13 protein-coding genes are annotated in these 18215 nt (G+C 38.6%); 11 read left to right on the top strand and 2 right to left on the bottom strand.

The genetic code is table 11. The features are described from left to right. Positions 1 to 4: 4 nt before the first annotated feature. A complete protein-coding gene (locus SKA34_RS14895) occupies positions 5 to 775 on the bottom strand; it encodes an ABC transporter ATP-binding protein (RefSeq protein ID WP_006646359.1) in 771 nt (256 codons plus the stop codon). Positions 776 to 1679: 904 nt separating this feature from the next. On the opposite strand from SKA34_RS14895, the gene focA reads away from it, so the two are divergent. The 11 genes from focA (at position 1680) to SKA34_RS14840 (ending at position 17017) form a co-directional block, all read left to right on the top strand. Then, positions 1680 to 2546: a formate transporter FocA gene (gene focA / locus SKA34_RS14890; RefSeq protein ID WP_006646358.1), complete on the top strand. Its 867-nt coding sequence runs from the start codon at positions 1680 to 1682 to the stop codon at positions 2544 to 2546. Positions 2547 to 2604: 58 nt separating this feature from the next. Then, complete coding sequence (gene pflB / locus SKA34_RS14885; protein ID WP_006646357.1) at positions 2605 to 4878, top strand: formate C-acetyltransferase; 2274 nt, start codon at positions 2605 to 2607, stop codon at positions 4876 to 4878. A gap of 304 nt (positions 4879 to 5182) precedes the next feature. Then, entirely contained in the window at positions 5183 to 5923 is a 741-nt protein-coding gene (gene pflA / locus SKA34_RS14880) for a pyruvate formate lyase 1-activating protein (RefSeq protein WP_006646356.1), read from the top strand. A 592-nt stretch (positions 5924 to 6515) separates the two neighbouring features. Continuing rightward, a complete protein-coding gene (locus SKA34_RS14875; protein WP_006646354.1) occupies positions 6516 to 8270 on the top strand; it encodes a formate--tetrahydrofolate ligase in 1755 nt (584 codons plus the stop codon). Positions 8271 to 8557: 287 nt separating this feature from the next. Next, entirely contained in the window at positions 8558 to 9064 is a 507-nt protein-coding gene (locus tag SKA34_RS14870) for a YfbU family protein (RefSeq protein WP_006646353.1), read from the top strand. Positions 9065 to 9308: 244 nt separating this feature from the next. Continuing rightward, positions 9309 to 10559, top strand: a complete 1251-nt coding sequence (locus tag SKA34_RS14865) for an ABC transporter substrate-binding protein (protein WP_006646352.1) — start codon at positions 9309 to 9311, stop codon at positions 10557 to 10559. Next, positions 10556 to 12940 (top strand): ATP-binding protein, encoded by a 2385-nt coding sequence (locus tag SKA34_RS14860; protein ID WP_006646351.1) that lies wholly within the window; start codon positions 10556 to 10558, stop codon positions 12938 to 12940. Before SKA34_RS14865 ends, SKA34_RS14860 begins: the two co-directional genes overlap by 4 nt. Beyond that, on the top strand, positions 12930 to 14204 hold the full coding sequence (locus SKA34_RS14855; protein ID WP_006646350.1) for a sigma-54 dependent transcriptional regulator: 1275 nt from the start codon (positions 12930 to 12932) through the stop codon (positions 14202 to 14204). The genes SKA34_RS14860 and SKA34_RS14855 overlap by 11 nt, the downstream gene beginning before the upstream one ends. 138 nt (positions 14205 to 14342) lie before the next feature. Then, positions 14343 to 15173: a 23S rRNA (guanine(745)-N(1))-methyltransferase gene (rlmA, locus tag SKA34_RS14850; protein ID WP_006646349.1), complete on the top strand. Its 831-nt coding sequence runs from the start codon at positions 14343 to 14345 to the stop codon at positions 15171 to 15173. Between the two features lie 124 nt (positions 15174 to 15297). Beyond that, positions 15298 to 16260: a ChaN family lipoprotein gene (locus SKA34_RS14845; RefSeq protein WP_006646348.1), complete on the top strand. Its 963-nt coding sequence runs from the start codon at positions 15298 to 15300 to the stop codon at positions 16258 to 16260. 448 nt (positions 16261 to 16708) lie between these two features. Then, the gene (locus tag SKA34_RS14840; protein ID WP_006646347.1) at positions 16709 to 17017 is read left to right on the top strand and encodes a DUF6172 family protein; all 309 of its coding nucleotides are present in this window, start codon (positions 16709 to 16711) and stop codon (positions 17015 to 17017) included. A gap of 439 nt (positions 17018 to 17456) precedes the next feature. Here SKA34_RS14840 and yfbV read toward each other — a convergent pair whose 3' ends face one another. Further along, a complete protein-coding gene (gene yfbV, locus SKA34_RS14835) occupies positions 17457 to 17906 on the bottom strand; it encodes a terminus macrodomain insulation protein YfbV (RefSeq protein WP_039860695.1) in 450 nt (149 codons plus the stop codon). Positions 17907 to 18215 lie beyond the last annotated feature (309 nt).

The following is an 18215-nucleotide window of genomic DNA, read 5'->3' as shown; positions in this document are numbered from 1 at the left end:
AAGTTTAGTAAATAGACGAAATAAATTGCTGTAATCTTGCAGACTCAGGTTGGGTAAATAACTTATCGGGGTGACCTTGCTCTTCAACAACGCCTTGATGTAAAAACATCACTTGATTTGAGACATCACGAGCAAAAGCCATTTCATGAGTGACGACCAGCATAGTACGACCTTCTTGCGCCAAATCTTGCATTACACCTAAAACCTCACCTACCAGTTCAGGATCTAAGGCGGATGTAGGTTCATCAAACAACATAACTTCAGGGTCAACAGCAAGGGCTCGTGCAATCGCAGCACGCTGCTGTTGACCACCTGATAAGTGGGCAGGATAATAATTACGGCGTTCAAATAAGCCAACTTTTTTGAGTAAGGCTTCAGCCTTTTCTATCGCTTCTGCTTTGGGAAGCCCAAGCACATGTACTGGCGCTTCAATCACATTTTGTAATACCGTCATATGCGACCATAGATTGAAACCTTGAAATACCATGGCTAAACGGGCACGAATACGCTGAACTTGTTTATCATCAACAGGTAAATATTCACCTCTACGATTACTGTTCATTTTAATTAATTCACCATTCACCCAAATTTCTCCTTGGGTGGGTGTTTCCAGTAAATTAATGCAACGTAAGAAAGTACTTTTACCAGAGCCTGATGACCCAATGATTGAAACAACATCTCCTCCGCGAGCCGTTAGCGAAATGCCTTTCAATACTTCGTTATCACCAAAAGATTTGTGCAGGTTTTTAACTTCAAGCGCCACGTCATCCTTCATGTGCGCAAACTCCTGTCATTTTTGAAATCGTCCTTCACTCGAATGCTTGTCCAACAGTAAAGCATGACATTTCATTCAAATTCATTTTTTTGAAAGTATCATCTGGAATTTGGTTTTGCAACATCTCATTAACCCAGATGAAACATATTAACCAACACCACAAACTGACTAAGTACTTACATAATCCGCATACTTAGTCGAAATATTTCTTATTTACTTTAAACACGATTAGATAGGTTGGTGGTTTAATGGGATAAATTACAAAATAAAAAACAACAGGCAAGGTTTAACCAATATTCTATTTTTTATCAAAAATAGTAATGAATAATGAGATGAATACTTAAGAGTAATCATCTGCTTTACAAATAAAGCACAAAAACTAGCATTCCTATATTGCTCTGCTATGTTTTTGTCAGAGAGTAAGATGACTTTAATTTGCATATACTTATAGGTTAAATGCCACTAGATGCACACACCTATCCGCTCACTAACAAAATAATCAAAATATAACCACAACAATTACTGTCACCAGATAGAATAAAACCGTCATTAATATTTATTAATAAAGATTAAATTTTTTTTAAAATTCACCAATATTTTTTAATGACACACATACGATAAAAGTACAAAAAAAATAAACCATTGATTAAAAAGGATTTTTATAAAAAAATAAATTCTATTTTTTTATGTAATAAAATTACATTAAAATTTTTTTTAGTTTTTTCAAAAAAATTATAACCTTAAAAAACAATAACTTAAAATAAATTATTATTTTATAAGATGCGCAAAAGTGTTATAAATTTTCACCGCAATGATCTGGATCAAATTTATGATCGGACACCTTTGGTACTATCTATTGGACGATTTAATCTCACTTCAACTCAATAAAAGAGCACCTGAGAATATGGAAAATAATCCTTTCGATTCATTGATGCCACCAGCAATGGCAAAAAAAGCAGAAGAAGTTGGCGTTTACAAAGCCACTAAGCATCCTCTGCAGTCTTTCTTCTTAGCAATCACCGCTGGTGTGTTCATCTCTATTGCATTTGTGTTCTACACAACTGTTACTACAGGTGCAGGCGATATGCCGTGGGGCATGGCAAAATTTGTTGGTGCGTTAGCATTCAGCCTTGGTCTTATTTTAGTCGTTATTTGCGGCGGCGAGCTATTTACCTCTTCTGTTCTCACCACTGTTGCTCGCGCAAGTAATCGCATCACGACCGGTCAATTATTAAAAAATTGGATCGTTGTATATATTGGTAACTTCATCGGCGCTTCATTCTTCGTAATCTGTATATGGATAGCAAAACAGCACCTTGGCGATAACGGTCAATGGGGTATTACAGCGATGAAAATAGCTCAACACAAACTGCACCATACGTTTGGTCAAGCCGTAGTACTTGGTATGCTTTGTAACCTAATGGTGTGTTTGTCTGTATGGATGACATTTTCTTGCCGAAGCGCAACAGACAAAATCATGGTTATGTTACTTCCAGTAGCAATGTTTGTTGCTTGTGGCTTTGAGCACTGTATTGCAAATATGTTTATGATCCCAATGGGTATTGTTATCCATCATTTTGCAACACCAGAATTTTGGACTATGACAGGTGTAAACCCTTCAGAGTTCGCAGATTTAACCGTAAATCATTTTATTATGAACAACTTAATTCCAGTAACCATTGGTAACATCATTGGTGGTGGTTTCTTAGTTGGTCTAACTTACTGGGTTATTCACCGTCGTTCTGAACTTAAGGGCAATAATCAACACTAAGTTCATGATTCGGTAACACTTATTTTTTCTCTACTGAATAGTAATAGGTAGGTATACAATGGCAGAGCAATTCACTGCATGGGAAAGCTTCACCTCTGGTGATTGGCAGAACGAAGTAAACGTTCGTGACTTTATCCAAAAGAACTACACTCCTTTCGAGGGTGACGGCTCTTTCCTTGAAACAGAAGCAACTCCAGCAACAGCGAAACTATGGGACGCTGTTATGGAAGGCATCAAGCAGGAAAACGCAACTCACGCACCTGTTGATTTCGATACAGATGTTGCCTCTACTATCACTGCACACGATGCAGGTTACATTGAAAAAGAACTTGAAACTATTGTTGGTCTTCAAACTGACGCGCCTCTTAAGCGTGCTTTGATCCCTAACGGTGGTATTCGCATGATTGAAAACTCATGCAAAGTGTACGGTCGTGAATTAGATCCTACATTGAAGAAGGTTTACTCTGAACTTCGTAAAACACACAACCAAGGTGTTTTCGATGTTTACACTCCTTCAATTCTTAAGTGTCGTAAGTCTGGTGTTCTAACTGGTCTTCCAGATGCATACGGTCGTGGTCGTATCATTGGTGACTACCGTCGCGTAGCGCTTTACGGTATTGATTACCTAATGAAGGATAAGCTTGCTCAATTTGCTTCTCTAGAAGAAGACTTCTTGAATGGCGAAGATCTTCAGATGACTATGCAACGTCGTGAAGAAATTTGTGAGCAGCACCGTGCACTTGCTCAAATCAAAGAGATGGCAGCTAAGTACGGCTTCGATATCTCTAACCCAGCAACAACAGCACAAGAAGCTATCCAGTGGACTTACTTTGGCTACCTAGCTGCGGTTAAATCACAAAATGGTGCAGCAATGTCTCTAGGTCGTACATCGACTTTCCTAGACATCTTCATCGAGCGTGATATCGCTGCTGGTAAGATCACTGAAGCACAAGCTCAGGAAATGATTGACCACTTCGTAATGAAGCTACGTATGGTTCGTTTCCTACGTACTCCTGAATACGATGACCTATTCTCTGGTGACCCAATCTGGGCAACAGAATCAATGGGTGGTATGGGTCTAGACGGACGTACACTAGTTACACGTACTAACTTCCGTTTCCTAAACAGCCTATACACTATGGGTCCTTCTCCAGAGCCAAACATCACTGTTCTTTGGTCTGAGCAGCTTCCTGTAGGCTTCAAAAAGTTCTGTGCGAAGGTATCTATCGATACATCTTCTATCCAGTACGAAAACGATGACCTAATGCGTCCAGACATGAACTCTGACGACTACGCAATTGCTTGTTGTGTATCGCCAATGGTTGTTGGTAAGCAAATGCAGTTCTTCGGTGCACGTGCGAACCTAGCTAAGACGATGCTTTACTCTATCAATGGTGGTATTGATGAGAAGCTGAAAATCCAAGTAGGTCCAGTTGGTGAAAAAATCACTGACGAAGTTCTTGATTACGATACAGTAATGAGCAAACTTGACCCATTCATGGATTGGCTAGCAACAACTTACGTTGCGGCACTAAACGCTATTCACTACAGCCATGATAAATACAGCTATGAGTCTTCACTAATGGCTCTTCATGACCGTGACGTTAAGCGTACAATGGCATGTGGTATCGCAGGTCTATCTGTTGCAGCTGATTCACTATCAGCGATTAAATACGCTACAGTTAAACCAATTCGTGATGAAGACGGTGTAGCTATCGATTTCGAAATCGAAGGCGATTACCCTAAATTTGGTAACAACGATGCACGTGTTGATGATATCGCATGTGAACTAGTTGAAACCTTCATGAACAAAATCCGTACTCACAAGATGTACCGTGATGCGATCCCTACTCAGTCTATCTTAACTATCACATCTAACGTTGTGTACGGTAAGAAGACGGGTAACACTCCAGACGGTCGTCGTGCAGGTGCTCCTTTTGCACCAGGTGCTAACCCAATGCACGGTCGTGATGAGAAAGGTGCTGTGGCATCTCTAACATCTGTAGGTAAACTACCATTTGCTCACGCTAAAGATGGTATTTCTTACACATTCTCTATCGTACCGAATGCACTAGGTAAAGATCTTGATACTCAAGAGAACAACCTAGCAGGCCTTATGGATGGTTACTTCCACCATGAGTCAGGCATTGAAGGTGGTCAACACCTAAACGTGAACGTTCTTAACCGCGAAACTCTTGAAGACGCAGTTAAGCACCCAAAGAAATACCCACAGCTAACTATCCGTGTATCGGGTTACGCAGTGCGTTTTAACTCTCTAACTCCAGAGCAACAAGCTGACGTTATCTCTCGTACTTTCACTGCTTCTCTATAATTAGAGCGGACAGCTTAGTACGCAGAAAGTAAGCTTTCTGATAAAAACCGGCCTTTAAGGTCGGTTTTTTTATGTTTATACTTTTTATAATAAGTTCCATTCTCTATTCTCAAGCCATAATTGACAGTCATTCTTATCTATTTAATTACGAAAAAAATGCAATATAAAAACACCCAATAAATAGATGAAAAGTTGACAAAAACAACACCAAAAACACTCATTTTATTTATAATATTTAGTTACAATAACAATGAAATTTGTAATAAGATAACAATTAAATAAACGCAGCATGCGGAGAAGTATTATGTCAGCAACAGGTCGAATTCACTCTTTCGAATCTTGTGGAACCGTCGATGGACCAGGTATCCGTTTTATCGTATTTCTACAAGGTTGTTTAATGCGTTGTCTTTATTGTCACAACCGCGATACATGGGATACCCATGGTGGTCGTGAGGCGACAGTTGAAGAACTAATGCATGAAGCAAAGTCATACCGACACTTTATGAACTCATCGGGTGGTGGCGTTACAGCTTCTGGTGGTGAAGCCATGCTTCAACCTGAATTTGTCCGTGACTTTTTCCGCGCAGCGCAAGCCGAAGGGATCCATACTTGTCTTGATACCAACGGCTATATTCGTAAGCATACCGATGTGGTGGATGAAGTATTAGATGCAACCGATCTTGTTATGCTAGATCTAAAGCAAATAGATGATGATATTCATCATAATCTTGTTGGCGTTCCTAATAAACGCGTGCTCGATTTTGCTCGTTACCTTCACAAACGCGGCCAGAAAACTTGGATTCGTTATGTTGTCGTACCTGGCTATACCGATGATGAGCGCTCAGCACATCTTCTTGGTGAATTCATTAAAGATATGGACAATATAGAGAAGATTGAGCTACTTCCTTACCATCAACTCGGTGAGCACAAGTGGGAAGCTATGGGGTTTGAATACCAACTAAAAGGGGTTAAACCACCAAAGAAAGAGACCATGGAAACGATCAAAGAGATCATTGCGAGCTATGGTCATAAAGTGATGTACTAATTCACTTAACGATAAATAAAAAAAGCGAGCATAAGCTCGCTTTTTAATATTCGTTAAGTAGTAACTATCTTAACGAGACAATGGCAAAATGATTGTCAAAAATGTAACAAAAAACAGCATAATGCCAATCGAAATTGGTGCTGTATGTTTTAACTTAGTCACAGGCTCGTTCATTGATAGCTTCCTTTAATATTTTTAATGATTTTGATATGTATCAAATTTTAAAGTGTAATGATGAGCAAACACACAGCCAATAATGCAAGCAGAGTTTGCATTATTAATCAGTATCAGATTCTTACTTCTACTCTATATATCGATATACTACTTCAACTCTAGTGACTAAATAGCCAATTTATTATTCTTTTATTACCTACCTTTAATACTCTTTCAACAAACCTTATATACATTACAAATGCAACTAAATCCATTAGCGAGTAATAACAACAAAAACAAATCAACCATGTTAAAATACTAGTTCAAAACAAAAGCAAACGATTGCGTTACTATAAATTTCTATATTTATAGTATTTAAAACCAATACTTCTCATATCACGCAGATACGCATGATTTCCACAGTGAGGATATAGCCTATATGAAAAGTGACATCGATATTTGCCGTGACACCCTACTCTCTCCGATTGAAGACATTGCCAAAAAAGCTGGAATTCAACCACAAGAACTGACACCGCAAGGTTCATTAAAAGCAAAAATAAAACCTGCCATCTTAAATCGATTGGCGGATCAAGAAGAAGGGAAACTGGTGGTCGTTACCGCGATTACACCAACACCTCTGGGAGAGGGAAAAACTGTTACAACGATTGGTTTGGCACAAGGGTTAGCAAAAATTGATCGCTCAGTGATGGCTTGTATTCGACAACCCTCAATGGGGCCAGTTTTTGGCGTAAAAGGTGGTGCTGCTGGCGGCGGTTATAGCCAAGTCGCACCAATGGATAAGCTGAACCTGCACCTTACAGGTGATATTCATGCGGTAACGGCAGCGCATAACCTTGCAGCAGCTGCAATTGATGCTCGCTTATATCATGAGTCACGTTTAGGTTATGATCTATTCAGTGAAAAAACGGGATTACCCGCACTACGTATCGACATTAATAACATCACTTGGAAACGCGTGATGGATCATAATGATCGTGCTTTGAGAATGGTCACCATAGGTCAAAATGAACCTGATAAAACCATTAATGGTTTAGAGCGCCATGACGGCTTTGATATCACAGCCGCCTCAGAACTCATGGCTATTTTAGCGCTTTCGGGTGATCTCCATGATATGCGAAAACGCATTGGCCGCATTGTCGTAGCTTATGATCTTGATGGTAACCCTATTACTACAGAAGATCTGCAAGTGGCAGGAGCCATGACTGTTACCCTCTGCGATGCCATTGAGCCCACGCTAATGCAGACATTAGAAGGCGTTCCCACTCTTATACATGCAGGTCCTTTTGCCAATATAGCACACGGAAACTCATCTATTATCGCAGACAAAATCGCCTTAAAACTCAGTGATTTCACCATTACTGAAGGCGGCTTTGGATCTGATATGGGATTTGAAAAAGCTTGTAATATCAAAGCTCAGCAAGCAAAAAGAGGTCCTGATTGTGCCGTTGTTGTGGCAACATTACGAGGCTTAAAAGCCAACTCTGGCCTTTATGATATACGTCCAGGACAAGGCTTACCTGACGGTATTTTGGCCGAAGATCATGACGCGCTTGTTGCAGGTTTTGAAAACCTAAAGTGGCATATCAGTAATGCAGCTCGTTATGGTGTCCCCGTTGTTGTCGCAATTAACCGTTTCCCACAAGATACAGATGCGGAATTAGAGCAACTACAAGCAATGATCAAAGCAGAAAGCTTTCAAACCTATGTAGACGTTGCTATCAGTGAAGCCTTTAATAAAGGTGGAGAAGGTACGATTAAACTCGCAGAATGTGTGGTGAAAGCCAGCCAACATAAAGCAAACTTCACTCCGTTATATCAACTAAACCAGCCACTAGAAGAAAAAATAATGGCTGTGGCTGAAGTTGGGTATGGGGCAAGTCATGTAGAGTTATCTGAGGTAGCTCAACAACAATTAGTAAAATTTAAAGCTCTAGGGTTTGATGAACTTGCTATTTGTATGGCGAAGACACCGTTATCAATTTCAACCGACCCTAGTATTAAAGGAGCACCAAAAGGCTTTACCGTCCCAGTACGAGAGTTAAAACTGTGTGCTGGGGCTGGATTCATTTATGCTTTATGCGGCAATGTAATGACAATGCCAGGATTACCTGAAAAGCCTGCATTTATGAATCTTGATATCGATGAGAGCGGCAATATTATCGGCTTAAGCTAACAAGGGCTAAACGTTAACAATAAAGGTTGTTGTTGCCGAGTGCCTGCAATAACAACCTTTTAAACGACGATATCTTATACTCGCCTGAATACAGAGATACCTATATTGTTTTAACAATAAAAGACAACAATAATTAAAAATCAATACCTTGCAAAAAATATGGTTTTTCATTTTTAACAACATACTGTAACAAAAAAAGATGCCCATACGGTGTCAGATCAATTTATTTTATACCTAACCTGCTAATCTCAACAGCAGAAAATAAAATATTAATGAGGCCAACTCAAATGGAAATGACCCATGCTCAACGCTTAATCTTATCTAATCAGTACTACTTGATGTCAAAACTGACACCTGAAAACGCTGCTCATTATCGTCGCCTTCAAACTATTGTTGAACGTGGCTATGCATTACAAATGCGTGAACTAGATAAAGACTTTGGTAATTTACCTGAAGATGATTGTCGTCAAGTTATCGACTTTATGGAGATGTACCACGCTCTCCAAGAATCATTTAACCTCGAAGATTGTCGTTGTGATGGCGCTAAAGATATTGATCAACGCCGATTACAATTCCTTGGTTTTGATGCAGCTACCGAAGCACCGCTCATGCATTACGTCCGCTTTCTCGTCGATGAGGAAGGTTTATATCCTCAGTTTGAAAAAACAGAGCATCGCTTCAATAGTCAGGTTCCGATGCTAGAAAAATACCAACGCATGCTTAAAGTGTGGCGCAACTGCCCACGCCAATACCATTTATCTTGTAACGAGATTCAGCAAATAATCACGGCGTAATTTTTCACCTCCTCCTAAAAAACCGAGCCTATGCTCGGTTTTTTTATAGCCGTCATTTATTTCCTTTACCCTGATTAATCGCTATAAAACGCTCATAACGCGCAATATGCACCTATTTTTTGTGAGCTATACCGTAAAATGTTATTGATATAAGGCAGAGATTGTTACTGAATGATATAGGTACATTCCTAATTATTTAAAAATAAAAAATTTAATCGAGATACACTAGGGATTACGGTTTAACATGGTACGCTTATTTTCCTTCCTCTTTTTTTTCGCCGCGCCAGTACTTGCCCAGCCAACTCAGAATTTAATCATTTTAACGACATTTTCAGAATCTGTACTAAACCCGATCGTCAAACAATTTAAACAACAGTATCCAAAAAGCGAAGTTAGAGTCATTGTAAGACGTGAAGAATCAGGGCTTCGGTTATTGCAACAGAACAACCATGATATTGATATTATCATTTCATCATCACCAACCTTCTTCCAACCTCTAATCAACAACCAAAAGTTATTACCGCTTAGTGAAGCTAAACTTAGAAAAGCGCCTCAGCGCCTTTCACGTAATGTTTTTTCCTTTGGATACACTGGGTTCGGATTACTTTGGAATAATAACTATCTCAATAAGAATAACTTACCAATACCTGGCCGCTTAAAAGATTTGATAAAACCTTATTACTACCGTCACATTAGTATTAGCAGTCCTTATCGTTCAGATACCACCCATCTAATGATTGAAAATATATTGCAGCAATATGGTTGGGTTGAAGGTTGGCGATTGCTCTATCAAATAGGAGGAAACCTTGCATCAGTAGAAACCAGTGCGTTTTCACTCAGTGAGGCTATCTCTCGTGGTTTAATCGGTATAGGGCCTGTTGTTGATAGATATGCACACACTTATAAAAAACAATTTTCATTTATTGATTTTAGCTATCAACCACAAAGCCATTTATTACCGCATTATGTAGCCATGGTAAAAAACAGTCACCATTCACAATTTACGAGAGATTTTGTGAGTTTATTACTTTCACAAGAATGCCAAACCAAATTAACAATTAACGAGCAACTCGCCAATAATAGCGATATTAATCGAGACGAGTTTATTAAAAATACATTTAACGTTGAATCACTAGATTACGATGTAATTCAGCAACGTTCAGGCTTAGTAAAGCACCTTTTTGAACAAACCATCAGTAGTCAACTGCCCCAATTAAACCAAGTATGGCAATTGCTGCATTCGATTGAAGCCTCATCAAATAAATTAACAAAACAACAACATGTTGATTTTCTTCATGCAAAACACTTGGCTTCGACCTCACCAATTGGCATAGATGATTTAAAAAATAAGATATATCATGAGTTACCTTTATTTAGAGATAACCCGCAAGTTGATTATTTTAGACAGCAATGGCGGGGAAAAATGGCAGCGCAACTTGAGCAAGCTATCGCATTAAGCCAAAAGATTATTAACAGGAATCCGGCATTGCAATGATCCGCTATATCAACAAGAGAACCATTGGTAGTCGTCTTATTATGGCTATTATTTTGATGGCATTTCTCACCATTACAGTCAGCCTTATTGCTGTCATTAATTGGGAAAAGCTCAGCACACAGATTGAAACGATTACAGATAACAATATGCCAACCTTACAGGCCAGTTATCAGTTAGAGCGCAACACCGCTGAGCTTCAGGCGGCATTGAATAACTTGGGCCAAAATACAAATCCGCTCAAGCACGAAACCATCAAGAACAAAATCACACATATTCTCAATAATATAAGCTTAGCCATTAATAACATTGCTAATCTACACTATTATCCTGCAATAAAATCAGGTCAACAAACGCTTGTAAAACAAATAAATAATTACACAATACTGTTACAGCAGAGAAATAGTGGCTTGTTTGCCTTAAAGCAAACAGAAAACAGCTTAAAATGGATCCATCACGATCTTATTGATGAACTGACACCACTACGCCAAGAAGTTGAGTGGAAACTCAATAACATGAACCGACACGGAATTAAAAAAGACGCCGTTCAACTTGATGTTGTTAACAATGTCATGAATGAATTCTCATTAATCCAATCGATCACCATTAAAGAGAATGAACTTCATCAATTAGTAGAAGAGATCGTTCAACAACGCAAAAATAGAGACATTGAAAATGCCTTTAATTTTATTGGCCATAAAATTACAGAGCTTAATGCTATTAGTAAAAATATTAGTAATTACCCTTCATCTGTTCCATTTCGCCAATTATTAGAGAGATTTACCACGATCTTAAAACCAGGTGGTCAACTCGAACAACAATTACAACAAGATGTCGTTTTAGGATTGCAAATAGATCGCACTAAGTTGGATATTAAACAGCGTCTCTATCAACAAGAAGAAATGATCCAAACATTGGTTGAACATGCAGATAACTCTCTTAAAAATCTAAACGATGAAACACATAGTGCTATTTTCCTGAGTAACACAATGTTATTTGGCGTTGTATTTATCACTATCATACTCACTATTTTTCTCTCGGTTTACCTTGTCGGTAACGGTATTGTGAATCGCTTAAATTTATTGAGTAAAGATTTATACGCGGTTGCAAAAGGCGATCTTAATGCCAAAATTGCAACGACAGGCGAAGATGAGATCGGTATGCTTGGCGATAACTTGCGTGACTTCTGTCAGCAAATGCAAGATATCCAAACCACCAATGCTCTCAACCTGATCAATAACACTCAAGCGAGCATCATCACTTGTAACATGCTAGGTATTGTTGAATCTGTAAATTTACAGGCCCTGAAGCAATTTAACTTTGACCGTATAAGCCAACATCAAAAGTTATGGGATTTATTTGATAGCTCGGTTTCTCATAAACTGATCCAACTCTTTCATCAAAAAAGCCCATTAAGACAATTAGGTGCTTACAAACTCACGGTTACCTTTAGTACAGATATAAATAGTATCTTCTATCTCAGACTCGATTTTCGCGTATTCAAACAAGGGAATCAGGATAAAGTCATAATCACTATGACCGACATTACAGAACAAGAAAAAACCACCCGTTGGCTTGAAAGTAAAGTCACTGAAAAAACGCAGTCATTGATCTTAAGAAACCAACAGCTAAAAGCCGAGATAGAAGATCGTAAACGCATCGAAGGAGATTTAATTGCTACTCAAGATGAGTTAATCCAAGCGGCGAAAATGGTAACCGTTGGACAAACCATGACATCACTCGCTCATGAGTTGAACCAGCCTCTTTCTGCTATTTCAACACGTCTATTTAGTGCGAAACTTGCAATTGATAACCAAAAATATGACAAGTTACCGGATAATTTCGAAAAGATAGAAGACTTAGTGACGCGTATGAGTAAACTGATTACTAGTTTACGTAATTTCGCAAAAAAACAGTCAGCCACTAATCCGTTAAAGCGAGTTGATATTCGAGACTCAATCAAGCAAGCTATCGTCATCGTTGAAAGTCGCGCCAAAGTACAAAAGACAACCATAACAAACACCATTACCACACCGCTTTTTGCACAAGCAGATCAGGTACAACTAGAACAAGTACTCGTAAATCTACTGGTTAATAGCTGTGATGCTGTCGCTAGCTGTGAAGAACGTCAAATAACAATACTTCAGCTAGAAAGCACAAAAAAAACTATAAGGATCGCAGTTTTAGATAGCGGTAATGGCTTTAGTCATGACATTATTGAAAAATTATTCATACCTTTTACAACAACAAAAGATGTTGGTCTTGGTTTAGGATTAAGCATCTGTGGTTCAATTATGACAAGGTTAAAAGGTAACATCTTCCTCGCTTCTGGTCTCACAGGTGGAGCGATGATTGTTTTGGAGTTAAAAAAAGATGATGAGTGATGAAATAAATGTACTGATTGTCGATGACGATCAAGATGTATTAGATGCCTACCAAGAGTTATTAGAGCTTTCAGGCTACAACGTAGCAACGGTTCAAGACTCAAGCAAAGTGATTAATATGTTAAATCATAATTGGTCAGGAGTCATTGTGACAGATATGTACATGCCCGGTTTAGATGGCATGGAACTATTAGAAAAAGTTCAAGATTTTGATAACGAAATTCCAGTCATCATCGTAACCGGTCATGGCGATATTCCAATGGCTGTTGACGCGCTTAAAAAAGGTGCAATTGATTTTTTACAAAAGCCATTACAGCCTAAAGAACTGATCAAGCTACTCGAAAAGCATCTACCTCAGCGTAAACAAATCATTGAACAACGTAAAACATTGCACAATACAGCAACCGAGCTACTTCTCGGTGAGAGCCCATTAATTGTAAAAATACGCGAACAATTAAAACTGGTTGTTAATTCAACCAAAGATGTCTTAGTTGAAGGTGAAAACGGCACAGGGCGTCATACTGTCGCTAAAATTTTGCATAAAAATAGCCCACTTCATCAAGGCCCGTTTATCGAGATTGATGGCTCAAGTATTACTTGTACACCCGATCTTCAACGTAGCATGATTTCAGCTCGCAGCGGTTGTTTGTGTTTAAGTAATCCACATATTATGCCTATCGAAAGCCAGCAATGGTTATGCCGTTTCTTATTAGAACAAGAGCGACAAGGCAAAAAAGAAGTGCGTTTACTTGCTCTATTCACAGGTTCACCCGAGCCATCGGTGGAAAGTGAACAGTTCTTACCTGAGCTATTTTATTTTTTAAGCCAAGTACGTTTTAGTCTGCCGACACTGCGTCAACGTAGTAGCGATATTACCTTTATTTTTAAGCACTACTTAAAACAGAGCTGTAAAAAGCTCAATAAAGCCTTACCCGCTATTGATAAAGCCTACATCAACACACTCTGTCGCTATGAGTGGCCGGGGAATGTATTAGAGCTAAAAAATGTTGCAGAGTTATACGCCATTGGCATTGTGAAATTAGCCGGACAAGAACGTTCTAAACCTCTTGAGCAAATGAGTAGCCCACTAGATGATTTAGTTGATGGCTATGAAAAACAAGTCATTGAAGATGCACTATACCTGTTTGCAGGACGTATCAATGAAGTATCATCATATTTACAAATCCCACGTAAAAAGCTTTATCTAAGAATGAAAAAGCATGGGCTTGATAAAGCTGAATATAAAGTAAGACCAAGCCATTAAGCAGCTCTGCCCATCAACACTCCTTGAATATGAGCCTTCTCTAACGAAGGCTTTTTACTATCAGAACAAAAATACGTTAGCGACAACCATCAATAAGCATTACACTTAGCGGCTGTTTTTCCGCTTTGGTTTACTCTTATGTCCTATCAATGTCCTCTATGCCATGAGTCGCTCCTTCTTGACGCTCATAGCGAACAACCTAAAACCTACCGTTGTTGTAATAATCACCAATTTGATTTGGCAAAAGAAGGCTATGTGAATCTCATGCCTGCTCACCATAAAGGTTCGAAAAACCCTGGTGACAATAAAAAGATGATGCAAGCTCGTCGCCTATTTTTAAATACAGAGCATTATCAACCACTGCGTGATGCTGTCATCGCACAATTAGCATCACTTCTCCCTGATGGCGCGACTGAGCTACTTGATATTGGTTGTGGTGAAGGCTACTACACCTCTGAATTTGTAAAACTACGCCAACAATTTCCTGCACTTTCCGTCCATGGTTTAGACATTTCAAAAGTTGCAGTGAAATACGCAGCTAAGCGATACCCTGAATGTGATTTCTGTGTTGCATCAAGTCACCGCTTACCCTTTGCCGATCAATTGTTTGATGGTGTCGTACGTATTTATGCACCGTGTAAAAGTGAAGAATTAGAACGCGCAATCAAACCCGGTGGAATCTTAGTGGCAGTGACCCCTGCACCACGCCACTTATATCAATTAAAAGAATTGATTTATGATGGTGTACGCCTTCATGATATGCCTGTTGAAACGATTCCAGGCTTTGATCTGGTTGCCGATGAACAGCTACATTACGACATGACATTAAGCGGTGAAGAAGCCACTGTATTGATGCAAATGACACCGTTTGCTTGGAAAACATCAGAGCAAGTATGGCAACAATTAGCTAACGCCAATAATTTCCATTGTGAGGCTGATTTCGCAATCCGCGTATATCGCCGCCAATAACACCACATTAATACGAGTTATTACCATACGCAATTGATAATAATTCGTATTGACTATATTATTTATTATTGTTGTGAACTTTGCTTATTGTTAATCGATAGGCTCACTTTCAGGGATATCAATAATGAATAAATGGCTCGCTTTGAGTTTCAGCTTTGCCACACTTTTAACAGGTTGTGCATCTAACACCTCCGGCATAACATCTTCATCCTCAGCAAACCTAACTACGCTATACGACTACAGCATTACATCACCAAATGGAAAGACCTTAACGGTCGATCAATTAGCATCAGAGTTAAAGACCGCCGATATTATTTTAGTTGGTGAATGGCATAGCCACCCTGCAGCTCACCTATTACAAAGCCAATTATTCGCTGCGTTATACCAACAAAATTCGCAATTAACATTATCAATGGAGCAGTTCACCCGGGATAAACAAGCTATTTTTGATCAATACCTTGCAGGGGAAATTGGTGAGCGAACATTGGTATCAGAAGGTAATGCGTGGCCAAACTACGACAGTGATTACCGTCCGCTGGTTGAATTTGCCAAACAAAATAACTTAGACGTAATTGCCGCTAATGCGCCAAAAGGCATCGTTCGTTGTATTAGTAAAAAAGGGCCTGAATACTTAAATAAATTACCACCATCTGAGCGTTCATGGATTGCACAATCATTGACTCTTGATAAAGATGCGTATCAAAGCAAATTTTTAAACTCAATGCATCACGGTAATGAAGAGCAAAACCTACGTATGTTTGCAGCCCAAACTGCATGGGACGATACCATGGCAGAAAGTATGGTCGCGTATTTAAAGACGCATCCAAATAAACAAATTATTCATGTCGCAGGTCGTTTTCATACAATGGAAGGACTGGGTACGGCTTCTCGCATTAAAGCGCGTAACCCCAATTTAAAAGTCGCACTTGTCACTCCAATAACATCCTCAGAAGTACTCTCTGATAATGCTCTAGATTATAAAGTTACGATGGTATCGCTGCCTGTTCGTTACGTAAAAAAAGAAAAACAGAACAAAGCAATGATGGATATGATGAAAAGAAACAAAGACTTGAAGTGTTATAAATAGCTTAAAGTAATAAATTACCATAGCCCAGATAGAGCAGAACCCCATCGGCGGCCAAGCAGTTGGGGTTCTTAAGGGAGATAACAGCTATATCTCTTAGTAGCCATATTATAGTGCCATAACTACCTTTATAGTACCTGAATGGCATACCCATTCAATATCTATTAACGATAGGTAAAGGTACCAACATAGCGTTTATTAATATCCATAGTGAAAAAGCAGCGTAGATATTAATAATTCTCTATGTGTTTTATATGACAGCCATGTAGATATTTGGTTGCAATTTATCGTTAGTTTTTTGAAAAAACTTTTTACGACGACATTTCGCTTTCTCTCCCCAAATGAAAAACGCATGAAATCTTATCTCTGCCATCGCTACCCATCACAAATTAAAGTAAAATAGGAAAAATACAGCTCTCCCAATTTTGAGCCAAAGAAAACTAGGAAAACCATGAAAAAAACATTTGCTTTAACCCACCCTAAAAAAGCTGTTCCTCGCGTTGTTGAAGCAGTGAAATTTGAAGTTAAAAAATACCTACGTCGTGAGCGCAACAAAGCACTTCCAGCCGGCGCTGACTTTTGGGATTTTGATTGTAAGTTTGGTCATACCGAGCAAGAAGCAAAAGTTATTCATGTAAAAGAAATCAACAAGTACATCGATGAAGCTGAGAAGTTAGCACTACCATCATTATACTTAGAGATCCTGGCAAAGCCTGCAACACGCGCACAGCGTCCAGACTTTGATTTCGACGAAGAATAATTACATAAAGTTTTAGGTTAAATCCTTTACGATAAAAGAGTCACTAAGGTGGCTCTTTTTTATAGAAAGAACAAACCTTTAAATATCATGAAATTTAAATAACCTTTTATTTAAAAAGCGATAGAAAACTAATATTGCTATGATATAAAAAGAAAAAAACTCAACAACAAGATTTAAATTCAACAAGTTAAATCAAATTACAACTCAAAAGCGACATATTTAAGCGTTATTTTTTATCCCTATAGGTTAAGAGAAATAAATATATCGGTCTTTGTTAACTGTCCTATAAATACAAAGTAGTACGCATAGAAAGCAGCATCGGTATATAAGATGAGATCTCACGCTAAATAATGGCGAAATATATAGAAAACGATCTGTGAAATATTAAACGAAAAAAAGCAGCTCATTAAGCTGCTTTTGTTCGTTTAATAACTCTAAATTAGAACCAGCGATCTAATGCACTTCGGTCTAATTGTTTAAATGCACGGCTAAGTACATCAGCAAGCTCTTGGTAACGAGGCTGTGATTTTTTCGGTTGCATAGCATAACCTTCACTGACTATTTTTTGGTGGATCTCGCTGTACCATTTCGCCAGTGATGGTGGAAGCACGGTTTGGCTACGTTTACCTAGCCACCACAAACCTTGTAATGGCATCGATATCGCTAATAACGCAATCGCAACAGCTTGTGGCATTGCTGCATAATTATTAAATACCATTTGAGTCAAAATACTAATAGCTGCGACGGCCGGCATCACCTTAGTGGCAAACTTTGTTGCTTTGATATAGCGATGTTCAGGAAAAACGGCAGCCAACTCTTTACGCATTGGCCATGTGCTCATGTAATGCTGACCGTCTTGGAAATACTTCCACTTTGTTTGTTGAGTCATAAAGCACCATTTATCAAAAAAAAATATAATTTTTAAAATTTTTAAGCAATAAACTTGATTAAAATTAAATTTATCTAAAAATGTTTTTGTTATATTGCTTAACAATCGCTATCCTAAGCGCGCTTAAAGGTAATTGTTGCTGTTAATAGTATTAACTGCAAGTTAAGCGCCCTCAAGGATGAACCAGAAATGCAGGTAACTCAATTCAAATACTCAAGAATGAGCACGAATTTCACCCCGACTAGACCGATAAATACATCATCGTCTATTCTATGGGTACTTTTTTATTCAAAAATGAATATCAACTTT

It is taken from the genome of Photobacterium sp. SKA34, assembly GCF_000153325.1.
GTDB lineage: Bacteria > Pseudomonadota > Gammaproteobacteria > Enterobacterales > Vibrionaceae > Photobacterium.
The sequence above is the reverse complement of the archived record's forward strand: the minus strand, read 5'-3'. Positions and strand labels throughout refer to the sequence as shown.

Bases quoted from the DNA above. Each gene is read 5' to 3' on its own strand.
- SKA34_RS14855 (WP_006646350.1), top strand. From the start codon at position 12,930: ATGATGAGTGATGAAATAAATGTACTGATTGTCGATGACGATCAAGAT.
- rlmA (WP_006646349.1), top strand. From the start codon at position 14,343: ATGTCCTATCAATGTCCTCTATGCCATGAGTCGCTCCTTCTTGACGCT.
- SKA34_RS14870 (WP_006646353.1), top strand. From the start codon at position 8,558: ATGGAAATGACCCATGCTCAACGCTTAATCTTATCTAATCAGTACTAC.
- SKA34_RS14895 (WP_006646359.1), bottom strand. From the start codon at position 775: ATGAAGGATGACGTGGCGCTTGAAGTTAAAAACCTGCACAAATCTTTT.
- SKA34_RS14840 (WP_006646347.1), top strand. From the start codon at position 16,709: ATGAAAAAAACATTTGCTTTAACCCACCCTAAAAAAGCTGTTCCTCGC.
- focA (WP_006646358.1), top strand. From the start codon at position 1,680: ATGGAAAATAATCCTTTCGATTCATTGATGCCACCAGCAATGGCAAAA.
- pflA (WP_006646356.1), top strand. From the start codon at position 5,183: ATGTCAGCAACAGGTCGAATTCACTCTTTCGAATCTTGTGGAACCGTC.
- SKA34_RS14860 (WP_006646351.1), top strand. From the start codon at position 10,556: ATGATCCGCTATATCAACAAGAGAACCATTGGTAGTCGTCTTATTATG.
- SKA34_RS14845 (WP_006646348.1), top strand. From the start codon at position 15,298: ATGAATAAATGGCTCGCTTTGAGTTTCAGCTTTGCCACACTTTTAACA.
- SKA34_RS14875 (WP_006646354.1), top strand. From the start codon at position 6,516: ATGAAAAGTGACATCGATATTTGCCGTGACACCCTACTCTCTCCGATT.
- SKA34_RS14865 (WP_006646352.1), top strand. From the start codon at position 9,309: ATGGTACGCTTATTTTCCTTCCTCTTTTTTTTCGCCGCGCCAGTACTT.
- yfbV (WP_039860695.1), bottom strand. From the start codon at position 17,906: ATGACTCAACAAACAAAGTGGAAGTATTTCCAAGACGGTCAGCATTAC.
- pflB (WP_006646357.1), top strand. From the start codon at position 2,605: ATGGCAGAGCAATTCACTGCATGGGAAAGCTTCACCTCTGGTGATTGG.